The 16256-nt window shown below is 48.1% G+C and carries 8 protein-coding genes; 7 read left to right on the forward strand and 1 reads right to left on the reverse strand.

Features of this window, described 5'->3' with window-relative positions; translation table 11 throughout:
• The first annotated feature begins 6 nt into the window (after positions 1-6).
• The 7 genes from NFR55_RS05825 to NFR55_RS05855 all read left to right on the forward strand — a co-directional run bounded on the left by NFR55_RS05825 (position 7) and on the right by NFR55_RS05855 (position 15282).
• Entirely contained in the window at positions 7-3402 is a 3396-nt protein-coding gene (locus NFR55_RS05825; RefSeq protein ID WP_251547217.1) for a phage NrS-1 polymerase family protein, read from the forward strand.
• Positions 3403-3732: 330 nt separating this feature from the next.
• Positions 3733-4179 carry a hypothetical protein gene (locus tag NFR55_RS05830; RefSeq protein ID WP_251547219.1) on the forward strand — a complete coding sequence of 149 codons (447 nt, stop codon included), beginning with the start codon at positions 3733-3735 and terminating at the stop codon, positions 4177-4179.
• Positions 4176-5462, forward strand: coding sequence for a relaxase MobL (mobL, locus tag NFR55_RS05835; protein ID WP_251547221.1), 1287 nt, complete (start codon positions 4176-4178; stop codon positions 5460-5462). The genes NFR55_RS05830 and mobL overlap by 4 nt, the downstream gene beginning before the upstream one ends.
• A gap of 5 nt (positions 5463-5467) precedes the next feature.
• A complete protein-coding gene (locus NFR55_RS05840; protein ID WP_251547223.1) occupies positions 5468-7864 on the forward strand; it encodes a type IV secretory system conjugative DNA transfer family protein in 2397 nt (798 codons plus the stop codon).
• 55 nt (positions 7865-7919) lie between these two features.
• Positions 7920-13169 (forward strand): hypothetical protein, encoded by a 5250-nt coding sequence (locus NFR55_RS05845; RefSeq protein ID WP_251547225.1) that lies wholly within the window; start codon positions 7920-7922, stop codon positions 13167-13169.
• Between the two features lie 166 nt (positions 13170-13335).
• Positions 13336-13680: a hypothetical protein gene (locus NFR55_RS05850; protein ID WP_251547227.1), complete on the forward strand. Its 345-nt coding sequence runs from the start codon at positions 13336-13338 to the stop codon at positions 13678-13680.
• 24 nt (positions 13681-13704) lie between these two features.
• A complete protein-coding gene (locus tag NFR55_RS05855; protein WP_251547229.1) occupies positions 13705-15282 on the forward strand; it encodes a MuF-C-terminal domain-containing protein in 1578 nt (525 codons plus the stop codon).
• Between the two features lie 220 nt (positions 15283-15502).
• Here NFR55_RS05855 and NFR55_RS05860 read toward each other — a convergent pair whose 3' ends face one another.
• Complete coding sequence (locus NFR55_RS05860) at positions 15503-16195, reverse strand: hypothetical protein (RefSeq protein WP_251547231.1); 693 nt, start codon at positions 16193-16195, stop codon at positions 15503-15505.
• Positions 16196-16256: the final 61 nt, after the last annotated feature.

Below are 16256 nucleotides of genomic sequence, written 5' to 3' on the forward strand. Positions count from 1 at the left end.
GCAGTAATGAGTGAAATTGAAAAGAAAGACGCCCACGGCAATGTCATATATTCCCGTGATGATGACGGCGAAAATTTCTTTCAGTATGACGAAAACAATAGACAAACGTATTGCTATTATAGTGACGGCAGCGGCAGTTTTAAGGAGTATGACGAACAAGGCAGATTAGCTAAACGAATTAGCTTTGATTTAGCAGTATCCACTTATGACGGAGAGGGTGAATTTTGGGGCAAGGAGTATGACTATGACTCTGACGGGAATTTGCTCGGTGACCGTAATATCGGCGTACAATACAGTTTGTATAATAAAGCACGCATAAATGCCAATAACACAAAGATAAAAACGCAGATAGAACAACTGCAAGAACAAAAGCAACTAAGCAAAGCGCGCCAAGCACTTGTTGACCGTGTTCTTTCTCGTCTTGATGAGGGAGCTATACCATGGGACGACGGTATGCAAGGAGTTCGCGTCAAACCTTTTAACGCCGTTTCCGGCGCCCAATATCGCGGCATGAACGCTCTGAACTTAATGCTTGCGTATAAGTCTGACCCGCGTTGGCTTACGTTTAACCAAGCTACCGACGCCGGCTACAAGGTTAAAAAGGGAGCTAAGGGCGTGCCAATCGAATTGTATAAAATCATTGACCGTCGCACCAAGAAAGAGGCAGACCTTGAGGCAATCCGCGAGGAGATAAAAGACATGACCTTTATGGAGCGGCAAGAGTTTAAGCGTCAAAACCTGCAAACGTTCGCGCGCAGCTACTATGTTTTTAACGCAAGTGACGTCGTGGGCATAGAGCCGTACAAAGCGCCGGAATTGACGCCCGCCGACATTTCCGCACGTAACGAGCTTATCGAACAAGTGATTGCCGGCAGTCAAGCACCGATTTCTTATGACGGAAACGGACGCAATTATTACAGCCCGGCGTCTGATGAGATACACTTGACCGAACGTACAGCGTTCAAATCCGACGAGTTTTTCTATAACACCGCACTACATGAAATGGCACACAGTACCGGGCATAGTTCACGGCTTAATCGAGAGGGCGGTAGGTTCGGTTCTACAGCGTATGCTCGAGAGGAACTCGTTGCGGAAATATCGAGCGTGCTTGTCGCTGCCGAGTTTGGACTTGTCTATTCAGACCGCACTATCGAGAACAGCGCCGAATACGTGCGTTCGTGGGCGCGGCTTATACGTGATAACCCGCAAACACTTATCGACGCGATGTTCGACGCTTCGAGAGCAACTGATTATGTTTGCGATTACGAACGCCAACGCGCACAAACAAAATATGCATTATCACCTATTGTAACAGTTGAAGCTATACAGAATTATGCTGTAGTCGGTCAAGGCGCAATAAAAGATATGGCGGAATATCCCGGTTTCAGTATTTTACATGACAAAGCAAACGACACATGGTATTGCTTGAAAGACTGTTTTCCTCGCGGCGAACAAATAGATGAGTGTTCGTCGAGAAGATTGGCGATTGGAGACAATGCAAGATTAAATGCAATATTAGACAATTACGACGAGCAGTATAGACAAGAGTTTCTCACGCGATTTGAAAGTAAATCAGAAGCCTTGGAGTATTGGGAGCGCAGCAGCAAAATTTATGCTGATATTCGTGAAAAATATGTTGATGTCAATACGGTTAGCAAAGAAAAACAATCTACTTATGATAGCGCCGCAAACAAATCTGCGTTATTCACCGATGAGAAAACACAAAAAGAAAATGCCGCAAGCGGTGCGTGGGTTGCAGAGCGAGACGGTAAGAACGTAGTAATCGGCACATGGGAAACGCATGACATTTCCGAGCAAGAAAAGGCTCCACCCGAGCCGGAGCATAAAAAGCCGCTAATGGTAAACTTTTATGCGGGTCCGGGGAGCGGGAAAACTACTGCTGCGCTTGAATTGACCGCCGCATTAAAAAAAGCGGGCTACAATGTTGAGTACGTAAGCGAATATGCAAAAGAGCTTGTTCTTGAAAATCGTACCAACGAGCTTGACGACCAACGAAAAGTAACTGATGAGCAATATCGACGTTTTGACCGCATACGTAATAGCGCGGAAATTATAGTGACAGACAGCCCGGTTTTGTTGGGTATGGTTTACGGCGACGGTAAAATCGACGACGAGTATAAAAAGCAAATTCGAGCTTATCATGACAGTTTCGATAATTTCAATATGTTAGTTGCTCGACCGGAAAACTCAAAATTTCAAACGGAAGGGCGTGTACATGATGAAAAGCAATCCCTCGAGCTTGATAGCAAAATCAAGGGCATGCTTGATACACAAGGAGTGTTTTACGGTAGTTATAAACGCGACGATATAAGCAAGACGGTAGAGCGAATTGGACAGACGTATGAGCGGCTTTACGGCGAACACCAGAAAGTAAGAACACAAAAAGAAAATGCAAAGCCGCAGACCAAACCGAACGCTTTTAAGACGCAGCTCGAGAATATCCCGGACGCCATGAAAGCGTTGCCGAATTGGGTGGCGTTCCGAACGAGTTGGGTTTTCAACGAGAAAAAGCAAAAGTACGAATTGAAAAAAACACCCCTAACGCCAAACCAACCGCGCGCGGTATCGAGCAGCATGTATCTGAAATGGGCGCATTCCGACAAATCTACAACATGGGCAACGTTCGATAAAGCTGTGGCACTTGCAAAGCGGTACAAACTTGACGGACTTGCTTTTGCTATGAGTGGCAGCGGCATAACGTGTATTGACCTTGACCACCACATAGACGAGAACGGAAAACCAAGCGAGCTTGCGCAGAAGTTTCTAACCGCAGCTCAAGGTACATACGTTGAGCGTAGCGTATCCGGGCATGGATTGCATATCTTTTATGCCGGAAATCGCCCCGACGGATACCGCGCTCGAAACGACAATATCAATCTCGAAACTTATGACAACGTGCGGTTTATGAGCATGACCGGTGATATTTATGGCAATGCACCGAGCGAGCTTGCGCCACCGAGTGCAGCGCTCACCGAACTACTAAAATCCAACCTTAAGCAAGTGAGCCAATACAGCGCACCGAGTGTACCGCTCGGAATGGACGATAACGCTTTGATAGATAAAATCCGCGCAAGCAAAGTGGCTGCCGATTTCGAGGCGCTTTGGAACGGCAATGATATTTGCGGCAATCACTCGGTTAGCGATTTCAAGCTGTGCAATATGATTGCGTTCTTTAGCGGTGGAGACGCAGCTCAAGTAGAGCGAGTCTTTCGGTCAAGTGGTTTATACCGTCCGGAAAAAGGCGACGCATACGTGAAACTAACCGCTCAAAATGCGTGTTCGACTTTACAAAAAAGCATTGACTCAAGAGCTTACATTCCAAAATCCAACGCAAACAAGAACAGCGGCAAGCCGACCGGTACCGGCAATAGCGGGCGGTGACGTAGAACATTCTCTTTTGTGTTCTTACTCGCGCCGCTTGCGGCGCGCATATTCACTAAAATCTGACCTTATAATCCCGCGCGTAGCGCGGGTCGCGCCCCAAATTTCCCACACTGTCCGCTGTTGTGCTTTCTGTTGCTGCAATACCCTTGTTTTCAAACAAGCAGGATAAGGCAAGTGACCCTTTCGCCGCGATTTTACGCCCCTATATACTACGTATATAAATCATGGGTCACAAATCGTTGCTTTATGGGTCATAAAGGGTCACGTTGAAATGCGACAAATCGGACACCGATTTTCGCCTAATTACACGAAAAGGAGCTAACGTACATGGCTAAACCTAAATTCAATCTCAATGCTGCAGATATTACGCTCCGCATACATAATGCGGACACTTTGGCGCTCGTGAATGAGCTTGCCGTCAAGTTAGGAAATCGCAGCGCTGTTTTGAATGAGGCACTCGATATAGGGGTACCCATAATGTACGCACGCATTTTCGGTAAAGCCGGCAATCCCGAGTCGGCACCGGCGCCGGCATATTCTCCGTCCGTTGGGCGGGAGATGAAAGAGTTACGCCGCGTCATAGATGATTTGTTTATTGAAATGGCTATACAAGAAACCATGATAGCGGGCTTGTTTAACGCTACCGTTGCGCAGCTCGACGGTGAGGCGGTAAACGCGGAAACGTTGCGTGACGGTTCGCTTTGCGATTTGCCCGAACTCGTATCCGGACTGAAAGAGGACTTGATAGGTATGACAAAGAGGAGTGACTCATGAACGCAAAAAATGCCGTTGTATTTTCTTGCACGTTCACGCCACCGTCGCCGTCGGGGCAGTGGGGTACTAAGCAAAAAGCGACCTGGGCAAGCAATCGCAGATTTTATTCGTGCAACGCCGCACACAACGAAATAGACGTTACGGAGTATATTGCCGACGGGGAAAAGGTCGAGCGTCCGGACAATGAGCTACTGCAAGAGCAAGCGGCACAAAGGCTCAACATGGATTTGTCGAACCGTCTCCCGAACAAAAACGAGGCGCGCAATATAAGCGAGTACGTTACGAGGTTTAACAGCTTGGGCGCGTTCGGGCTTAACGGCGCCATGACGCAAAGCGAAATTGACGAGTGGCGAGAGGCAGCGCGGAAAACAAAAAGTATCATTTGGCATGGAGTGGTTTCTTTTCCGTCGGAACAATCAAAGCTAATAGGGTATGAGGACGCAGAGCGGCTTATGCGGCAAACGTTCGGCGGGTTCCTTAAGAACGCCGGGTTTGACACTAACAACGTTGCTTTGTTGTGCGCAATGCACTCCAACACCGAAAACAAGCACGTGCATTTCACGTTCTACGAACGCGAGCCGAAATACCGCAACAAAAACGGTGAGGTCGGCTACCGCGCAAAAGGCAAGATAGACAATGCCGTTCTGAATGAGTACCGCATGAGCGCGACAGCTTACCTCGACGAACACAAGCGCGATTTATATAATTATCGCAATGCTGCCGTGAACGGGATACGCGGGCTGAACGTGGTACCGACAGACAGAGACTTGTACGTTTCGTTATGTGAGCTTGCAGACAAACTCCCGAAAAGGGGTAGGCTACAGTACAATAGCGAAAACGTTGCGGAGTATCGCAAAGACATAGACAATGTAGTGCAGCTATTGCTACGTAGAAATACTAACGCAATGCAAGCTCACAAAAAAGCGTTGTCCGAGATAGCGCGGCGCGGAAAAGCGCTTTCCGAAACCGGCACAAAATCCGATTACGTAAAACGCTTGACCGAAGAATATAAATCTCGTCTCGGCAACGTCGTACTCGGTATGGTTAAAAATTTCCGCAACAAACCGAAAGCCGACGTTCGCGGGGAGCCGACAACGTGCAAGCAGCACAAAGCAGCAGCGCGACGTCGCCGCACTCACGGAGCAAAGGTTATACGGAGTGCAATGCAAATGGTGAGTGGCGGCAACAAAAGTATTCAAGCGGATTTCACACGCGAGCTTGCACGTGTAGAACACGAAATCGAGTTCGAGCTGCAGAGTTCGCAAAAGCATAATAGGAGTTGATTTTTTTGGCGAACAAGGGCAGACAATCGAATAAACGCCCCGTCGGCGTGACGATAGCACTATTGGCTGTAGCGGCGGTTTTTATGTGGGTTGCCGTCGCCGTAGTTATCGGCTTGCTGTCTTTCGGTAAATCGTTTGAATTGTTATCGGCGCTCGTTGCCGGGCTTTCCGATTACCGCGTATGGGTTATATTCTTATGCGCGCTCGCGGGCATAGGTATTGTATTTGCCGTGCGCAGTATGCAATCGGGTAAGCGTGTTCTCAAGGTCAACGACATAGAGGACACACATTGGCTCACCAACGCCGAAGTTGTGAAAAGCGATAACATGACGCTGACCTCATATAGTAAGTTGCACGAGGTGAAAGACGGTGTGCCGGTTTATGCGGCTAAGCAAGGCAATGACATAACGGTAGTATTCTCTAAGCCGATACACACGCTTGTTATCGGAACCACCGGCAGCGGTAAGACAAGCGCGTTCGTTGACCCCACCGTGCAAATACTTTGCCGCACCAAGACTAAGCCGGGAATAGTTGTGACCGACCCGAAAGGCGAGCTGTACCGTCATCACGCGGCAACACTCCAAAAGCAAGGGTACACCGTTCTCGTGCTTGACGTTGCCGACCCGTACAGTTCGGCAAGGTGGAACCCGTTTGCGGCGGTCATAGAAAAAACACGGAAAATAAACGAGGTGCAGAACCAACAAATCGGTGAAATGCAAATCGAGCAGCGCAACGGAAAATACGTAGACGCCAACGGAGAGATACACGATACGTTCGAGCTTGCAAATGCCGCTAACGGCAAGCTCGGCAAGTATGTGTTTGAGGGTAAGAGCTACGACTCGTACAGTCAAGCGGACGCGGCGCGCCAAGTTCTGATACAAACGTTAAAAGACGAGATATACATTGATATTCAAGATATTATATACACGATTTGTCCGATTTCGTCACAGACGGAGCCGGTGTGGGAGCAAGGTGCGCGGAATTTCATATTCGCTCTTGCGCTTGCTATGTGGGAAGATTTGCTGATAGGCGGTTGTAACGAAAACGAATTTAATCTGCATACGCTCTATCGCAATATAGCGGATTTTGCCAAAGGCGACTTGTCAACGCTATCCGAGTATCTTGTAGCAGAGCGCGACGATAGTCGAATAGCCGGACTTGCCAATCCGATACTTGCGTCTGAAGATAGGCAGCTCTCAAGCTATCTCTCGCAAGTCAATAACTACATGTTGGGCTTTGCCGATACCGGCATACGACGTCTTACGAGCGGCAACGATATTACGCTCGATACGTTCGACGAGCAGCCGACGGCGCTATTTATCAAAATTCCGGACGAAAAGGAGAACAGACACTTTCTTGCAACGTTGTTTATAACGCAACTTTATAAGGTACTTGTAAACAAAGCGCGTAAGAACTACAAGAACGGCGAGACCAAAGACGAGGAACTTATGCGCAACGTTTACGTGATAATGGACGAGTTCGGCAACCTACCGAAGTTTCCGAGCATTGATAAAATAATTACTGTCGGGCGTTCCCGCAACATTTTCATGGTGCCGATTATTCAAGATTACGGGCAGCTATACAATAAATACGGCAAAGAGCTTGCCGGCATTATTAAGTCGAACTGCAATATCAAAATCTTTATCGGCAGTACCGACCAAAACACGATAAACGAATTTTCCGAGCTGTGCGGCAAGACCAAACAGCGTCGCATAGGATTTGGCGACGGCAGCGGGAATTTTAACGTGAATACAAGCGCAGAGAGCGTACCGCTCATTTATCCGAGCGAACTTGAACACCTAAACGACCCGCCGGTCATGGGCAACGCAATCGTGCTTGTGTTTGGTAAAAATCCAATACGCGCAAAGTATGAACCCGTATTCAAATCGCGCAAGATTTATAGCCCCGTAGAGGGCGAACCGCCTGACTCGCCCGAGGCAGCCGTTTTTAATGAGCAAGCTCACTACTATAACTTTTGCGCTCGCGCCGCATGGATAACCAAGAACAAGGAGTTTATTGCTCGGCAGAACGCACAAGCTCAAAGTTTAATCGAGGAGCTATTGAGCGGCGTTAAGCCGCCGGACGAAAGCGGTGGGCAAGTAGCCGAGACGTATGACCCTTTAGACGCAGCCGAAGAACGACTACTGCCAATGGTTTTGAAAATCAAAGCCAAGGTGCCCGAAATGCTTGGAATAAAGCTCGAGACCGGATTTTTCGAGCATGACGTTGAAAAGATAATCGACGCTTGCGTGGCGATAATGGATTACACCAAAACGCGAGGATTGCGTTGGGTGCATACGGAAAGCGCAAAGCTCAAGAATATGATACGGCAAATAGCGGCAAGGTTGCCGCTCGAAGTCAACGAACAAGGAGATATAGAAAATGAAACGGAAATCGATTAAAGCACAATTATTAAAAGCTGTACTAATACTTGCGACAATAGGAATATCCTCGCTTGTGTTTTTAATACTTCCGACACAGCATGAATGTGTTTATGCCGCCGCGGCAAGCGCCACTACATACACGACAACGGACAAACTGTATATAAACATTCCCGACCATGACGTGAGCCATACCATGACTACGCTCGGCGGTTGGGTAAACGGACTCGGCTACCGCGAGGAGCAGGCAGTTAAAACTACTACTATGAAAGCACATTCATGGTACGATATTTATATAACTCGCTCGAACGGTTGGTACGTTCCGAAAAGCGACCAATCCTCTGACGGCAAGTTCTATTACAAAAGCGGCAACTATGACGCGACCGGTGCGCAGTTATTTCTTGAGATAAGAGATTTGCCCAAAGACAATACGTTAATGTCTTTTATTTGGAATGACACCGACCGCATTTTCCACCGCGAGGGAGCGCCGGGCAAAAGCGGTAGTGATAAACTTAGGCGCAGTACGTGTAGCGGGTTGGGAAATTATACTGCTATGTCATTTTATGCGCAACGTAGCGGCGGTTCTACGGTTAGAGCAAACATTACGGACAACGTGTCTTACAACGATAGTCAATGGAAACCCGAAAGCGGCGACGCAATAGGGGACACGTCATGGATGCTTGAGGGACCCGCCGATTTTTCGACGGGGTTCGGGATACAGCCCAAGCCAGGCACTTATCGTTTGGATAACATGACGTCGGGATTGAATAGCAGCACGTGGACTATTCATATTCAGTTTTTGCTCGGAGCGGTTTGTTTGCCGGGTAATTGGAGCCACGGCGTAGACCAAACGGCGCATTTCGTAATGCCAAACAGTTCGTATCGATACAGCAGAGATATAACAGTATCGTTTCGCACGGACTATGCGAAACCCGACGTCACACTTTCCGCAGAGTATTCGAAGACTAATATATCCGCAGAATGGGCTGACGCCTCGTACACATTTGCAACCTATACGCTTAACGGAGAAGACAAGGGCGAATACATACAAAAATCGCGCCTATCCGACGAGGGTAAATATATATTTACCGTAACGGACACGGGCGGCAATAAAACGCAGAAAACCGGTTGCGTCGATAAAACGGCGCCGAAGTTTTCAAGCGATTTCTATGACGCGTCGGGCAATCCGCTTGTTAAGTACACAAACGCAAGTTCATATACGCTCTCGTTCCCGACGGCAACGGCGAACGAAAGTCCGATTAACACGCAAGCTACGTACGTATATTCCTATTACGACAGTGCGGCAAAGCGCGTAGTTACAATGCCCGCCGAGTATTATAATCGCGGTGACAAACTTACGCAAGAGGGGCGGTACGTAATTACCGTCACCGACGCCGCGGGCAATAGCGGGTCTTGTACTGTCGTCATAGACCGTTCATTGCCGGTTTTCACAAGCACTCAATATTCAAAGACGGGCGTATATGCGAGTTATTCCGCGTCGGACGCAGAAAGTCCGATTAGCGCAACTTATACGCACACGACCGCGAGCGGTACGAGTAGCCCGCGCGCGTACAGTAGCGGAATGCGACTGACCGCCGAGGGCAAATATACGGTAACGGCAAGTGACGCGGCGGGCAACAGCGCAAGCGTTACGTTGTACGTAGATAATTCGGCGCCGGTATTATCTCGACCGTTCGAGTACGGAGCGGAGAGCGGCGCGGTAACGTTCTCGTATGCAGAGTGGGAGAGCGAGGTTACTGCAGTATATTCCTACGTAGGCGAAAGTGAGTCCAAAAGTAACGTTGAGTACGTGTCCGGCATGTTGCTCGAGGCTGACGGAGAGTATACAGTTACGGCTACTGATAAAGTCGGCAACACGTCGAACGTGCGATTTATTATAGACCGTAAAGCGCCGACGCTTACATTTGCCGACGGAACCACCGGCATGTCGCAGATAACGCGCGGGAGTTCGTTTGTGTCTTGGCGTACCGAACGCTACGAAAGCCCGGTTAGCGTCACATATTCGTTTATGTCTTTTGACGAGTCAAAAGTGCCGTCGGTAGAAAGCACCCCGTACACTTCGGGTAACGTATTTACCGCAGAGGGAACATACAGCTTTAATGCCGAAGACCGTGCCGGCAATTCCGCTCAAGCAACGGTTATAATCGATAATACGCCGCCGACGCTTACGTTCTCGTCTAACGGCTTGGCGTTCGAGCGGTATATCAACTCAACGTTTACGGCAACCGGCGCCGACGCATTGAGCGGAATTGCCGCTATCGAGCTATACGAGAACGGCAGCTATGTTCCTTACGATTTTGAACCGCGTGGCGCAAACGGAGCCTATTTGTTCCGCATAACGGATAGAGCCGGAAATTTTACAAGTGCCACCGCAACGGTTTACAAAACGGATACGTTCGGCAACATAACGTCGATACGCGATAGTTATAAGCTGAATGCGTGGTACGTAGTTACACTGCCGGCGCGCATTTTCACGACGGAAAACAAAGACGTCGCCGGGCGCTACAGCTTTGAGAGCTACGATAAAGCACTTGCGTTTGCCGTGGCGAACGAGTGGGAGTTCCGTGTGACGCCGGTGCAAGGCGGGTACATGTATATCGCGGCGAGCAATGAGAGCGTTGCGCAGAAATACGATACGGAAAGCGCCGTAAAAGCCGTAGTGGAGAAATACGCCAAAGGATATATATCCGCACGTCAGACGGCGAGCACCAACGGGAACGATAAATACTATATCGAACCCGAAAGTCTTACGCGCAATAGCCCCGCATTGCCCGATTATCTATTGGAGTTAAAGAGTATGCCGCGTTACTTTGTTCGCCCCGACATGTTATGGGCGTTGCCGAATATATCTTACATTTCGGAAATGCCGTATACTGTCACGGCAAAATATTTGGGGGACTACGCAGAGGAAACAACACAAAAAGAATTCGAGATACCTCGCGGTACCACACTGCAGAGCGCGAGCTTAGACTACAAGCAAGGGTACTACTTGATTACGGAGCGCGACGTCGCCGGCAATATCGAGCAGTATTTGATTTATTCGGACGCGGAGCTGCCTACGGCGCGCGTCACTGCGACTTTCGGCGACGGAGATAAAAGTTTTGTGCTCGATTACGGCTATACCCAAAATGAGACGCTCTATTTCTTGTCGCTTGCTTTTGAGGGGCTTTTGGATAACGCCGACGAGTACGTTACGTTGAAAATCGAAAAGGGCAGTACGGTTAGATACTTTACGCAGTCCGATATGCTGCCTATACTCGGCTCGGACGAATTTACGAGCGGCAAATATACTGTCACGGTGTTCGACCGTTCGCTCAACGCTCTTACGTTTGACGTGTTCATTGCCGGCAACGCGCCGACTATGACGCACGGCTCGCTTGCCGCAGATAAGACCGAGTGCAAAATATCGTTTGTTACGAGTGACCGCAACAATGTAATCACCGGCATTACGCTTTATAAAATCGAGTACGACGGTTCGCATACGGTGCTTGAGACCGACGGTGAGGGTACGCCGATTAGTGCGGCGACGCTAACGTACATTCTGAACGTTGGCGGTAAATACGGCGCGACCGTTACGGATAACTATCGCCGCATGATAGAACTGCCGCCCATATTCTTCTTGAAAGGCTTACCGAGCGGCAAGCTCGCGGGCGTGAGTGACGGCGGGCGCACCAATAAGAACGTGTCGTTTACGTTTGACAGCGGCGACGTTGCGGAGCTTTACATACTGTTGCCCGGCGGCGAACGTCAACCGTTCAACGGTTATACCATTCAGACCGGTTCGTCTATTACTACGTACAATATTACAGCTGACGAAACGACGTCGCATGAATATCTTGTGTTTTTACATAATGCGCAAGACTTGTCGCTTTTCGTGGAATACCGATTTGAAATCGATACGATATTACCCGAGTTCGAAATAACCGATAGCGACGGCAACGTCATACAGTCCGACGGCGCCACAAACAAATCGTTCTCGATTAAGTGGCAAGAAACCGGAGTGAGCGTGCGTTACTATACTGCACGCGGCGGTTCGCTCTCTGCTACCAAATATAACATGAACACTGTGCTGACTCAAGGAACGCTGTACTATTTTACGATAAAGGACGACGTGGGGAATACGCTCGAGTTCACCGTGTTGCTTGATAATTCGGTTGACTACACCTTGAGCGGAAAATACAACGACGTGAACGGCGTTTTGTATGCGAACACGCCCATTACCTTGACGGTAAACGAGCCTACGCAAAAGTTTGAGGTAGAAAACGAGGACGGCTTTACCGTGGAGAACGGTGGAACGCTTACGCAAGCGGGTAGGTACGATATAACCGTTACCGACAACTACCGTAATACGGTTGTCATCAGTATCGTTATCGATATTACGCCGCCCGTGTTATCGCTCGTTGGAGCCGAGAACGGCAGCGCGGTAAAGAGTGAGGTATCGATTTCGGCAAGCGATTACGACTATTTGTATCTTGCCGATAGCAAGGGAAATAAAATACGCGACGTCGCAAATGACGAGGTATTTGCAGCAGCGGGTATTTATTACATAACCGCAATGGACTATGCCGGGAACAGCGTAACGGTTACGTTCTCTATAGACCTTTCCGTAGATTACGCGTTGTCAGTGCCGAACGGAGCTGTAACGACGTCGAAAGTCACGCTCGATACCGACGAGCCGCTGACTGTTGTCGTTAAGCTCAACGGCGCCGAAATCGATACACAAACTAAGTTTACCGACCCCGGCGAATATGAGCTTACGCTCACCGACGTTCTCGGCAATACTGTTTCTTGTGTTTTTATAATCGTTCCGCAATACGCGCAAACGGTTTCGCAGCCGCTGCCGAGCGGTACGCGCATAGTAGGCTTGACCAAAGACGGAATGAGCGTAGCCGTTTCGGACTCGTCTGTAATAAACCTTACAGACACCGGAGTCTATGTTGTAAAGCTCGATTGCAGCGGCATACCGTATGAGCTTACGCTTTCGACGGACTGTGTGCCGCCGGTAGTTACTATCATAAAAGACGGCAATAAAATCAAAATCTCGGCTATAGACAAAGAGAACGTTAAAATGTTGCTACTCAAAGACGGCGTTGAGGTAAATTGCCGCGTTGGGCAAACGTTTGACGAACCCGGAAATTACGTGCTTACCGTTACCGACGAACTCGGCAACATAGCCGTCTACGAATTTACCGTACCGTTTAGGCTTAACTTGTGGGCGATTGTGATTATCATAGTCGGAGTCTTTGGCTTAGTGACAGTATCGGTGCTTATTATCCGCGCTCGCAGAAAGCCACGCATGAAATAAAGGAGTGATTTATGAATAGCACAAAGAAGAACAGCACACGACCGCCTTGAGACGTTCCCGTTTACGTAAGCAAAGTTTTTTGCTCGGAAATTTACGGGTTTTCAAAAAATATTCTGACACAGCGCGTCTGAATGACTTTCTAAAAATAAAATCAAGGAGTAAAAATATGAACACTTTTATCTCGTCGATTATGACGTTACTTGCAGCCGACGGCGCGGACTTTACCGACTTGTCGGATACTATAGTTGAACTGATAAATTCCATGTGGGTGCCCTGCGTTGCAATAGCAAGCGCACTTGCCGTAGCATGGGGAATATATCTCGGTATCAAATATTGGCTCGCTGCCGGCGACGAGCAGAAAAAGCGCAGCGCCAAAAGCTCGCTCATATCGTTCGGAGTGGGAATAATAATTATCTTTGTTGTGGCTGTAGGCGCTCCGCTCGGCATAGGCGCTTTAAGCGAGTGGGTGAGTGCAAACAATTCGGTTACGGTACTTGCCATATTGCAGTAGCCTGTTAGGATAAAGGAGCAATTTATGCAAGGTACTTTCAAAGAACGAGTTGCGCAAGTTGTATCGGGCGAATATAAGGACTTCGATACGGTACCTGTATGCGTTACGCCACAGCTTATACGAGATATAGGCTTTTCCGACGGTGAAATTGTAATGACGCAAAAGCATATCCGCAACTGTTTGGCTCAAGAGGAAACGGCTACGGATAAAGAACACCACCATAATCTCCCGATAGATTTTATGGATAGTTTGCCGCAGTACATAGAAAGTCCGGCAATGGTGCTTTCGTCGCTTACGCAGAAAGATAGTATTGTACTCGTTACTGATTGTAAGGACAAAAAAGACCGCCCGATTATAGTTGCATTGAAAAACAACGGCATAGGGCGGTCGAACGGTAGGCTAATTTCATGCAATGTTCTCACAAGTACATATGGCAAGGATAGCTTTGAGAGTTTTATCAATAATTCGATTAAACAAAATGGGGTACTGTATTATGACAATAAAAAAAGCCGCAACTTGGTAGTGTCGGCGGGGTTCCAATTACCCCGTGTTCTTGCCAAGTACGACTCTAATATTATTATACGCCGTTTTGATGAGATTGTCAACCCCTTATCTGAAAATAATTTGGATTTTTCGCCCGACGGTTATGGTACGACGCTTGAACGTCCGGACGGTAAGCCGTTTGCTTACGCCGATTCGGACGGGCGGCAAAAGACCTATGAGTATAGCAAGGCAGAGGACGGCAAGGAGTATTTGAGCAAAACTACGGCGACGTTCAGCGACGGGCGCAGCGAGATAACCGATTACGGCGAGAACGGCGCCGTTCTCGGTATCGAGCGCAAAGACGCCGAGGGCAGAACGACGTACAAGTATTCGTCGGACGGAATCGGCTATCATGCCCACGAGGTGAGCTACGAATACTACGACGGTTTAAGCGAGTATTGGGACAAGTACGCCGACCGTTCCGAAGAACTCTACAAGAGTGTTCATGAAAAAACACGCGATAAAGTAGAGGAGCGCGGATACTATCACGATACCGCAAAAGAGGGTTGGCGCGAGTCCGACGAGCGCGGCAATATCACCTTGAGCAGATACAACGTTTACGGCGTGAACGACGCGGTGCAGTACACGTCTGAAATCCGCTACGGCTATGACCGCTACAACAATACGGTTTCCGAGATAGACAGTGACGGTGGGGTATATAAAACCGAATACTATTCTCCGAGCGAGGTGCGTGACTACTTCTGCTATGATAGCGAGGACTACGAGGCGGGTGCCCGCGATTATGACAGCGTGAAATCAAAGGTATCTCGGTACCCGGACGGACGCATAAGCGTCAAGTCGTACTCGCTCGACGGTAAGGAGACGCAGCTCGATTATTCGGCAGACGGCAATATAGAGCATTACAGAGATACCGCCGGTAATTCGCATTATGGCTTTTCCGCTCAAGCGGCGTATGTTAAGAGTGCGGTCGGCGCGCCGCCAACGTTTGCCGAGGTTGCCGCCGCGTCCAAAGCCGCTCGACCGACTACTTTGATAAACAACACAAAAAAGAATGACGGTAAGCCGACAGGGAACGGAACGGGGAGCCGAGGGAGATAGTCTATGAAACCAAAGTGTATGGAGTGCAGATATTACATACCGAGCGCGCGGACGTTTTATAACAAGCCTACAGGGTTTTGCGGCAATATACGTGTAAACAAACAGTGCCGCGGATTAAGCCCCGCTTGCAACTGTTTTGAGCAGCCACTGTCCCGAAATGTTCCTCGAGCGCAAAGGTAATTAAAAAGCCCGGCGCTTAGGTCGGGCTGAAAGGGTAAGGTTATAAAAAAGTTGCTATTTTTGAACCTGTTTGATTATATGCAATGTTGGGTTCAGTGTCAAAAATGTACCAATTGGACATTGCCGTATAAGTAAATTTGAAGACATAATAATGACCTTTTTTGTTGTTTGTGCCCTCGTCTATCAAAAAAAATGTGTCTGTGTAAGCATTTCCCGAATTTCCTACGTGCAAAAAAGTTCCGTCCGAATTAAATTTATAGGTTTTAGACGAATTTGCGCTTTTCCATGAACCTACAATAATTCTTTCGGAGCTATGTAATACTCTTGTGGTGCTTATTCTGGTATAAGTTGCAGTGCGCCCTACATAAAGCGAATTACTATTAAAGTCGTAATATCTCAAAATTGTATTACTATCAAGAACAATTTCGTAATAATGACCGAAAATGCTGTCAATGCCGTCGTTGCCTTGTTTGAATATACCGGTTGAATTGTTGCCTGTATATGTACCGTCAAGGTGAAATGAGTAACTTAAATTTTTGCTACTGTCATAGTGCTTATATTCGCCGATAATTCGGTCTTCGATTTCGGTTAAAACTCTACCGCTACTACCATTGTTTTCGTTATTCTCATTACTATCGGAGTAATCGTCCGTACATGCGGCAAAGGCAAAAACGGATAATAACAGTGAGAGTATTAAAACAAAAGATGAAAACCCTAAACTCTTCTTTTTCATACAAATTCTTCCTTTTTGTGTTTTTATATATTTTATCATTACGTAAAAAAATTGTCAAGGA

The sequence above is a fragment of the Pumilibacter intestinalis genome (assembly GCF_943193005.1).
Classification (GTDB): domain Bacteria; phylum Bacillota; class Clostridia; order Christensenellales; family Pumilibacteraceae; genus Pumilibacter; species Pumilibacter intestinalis.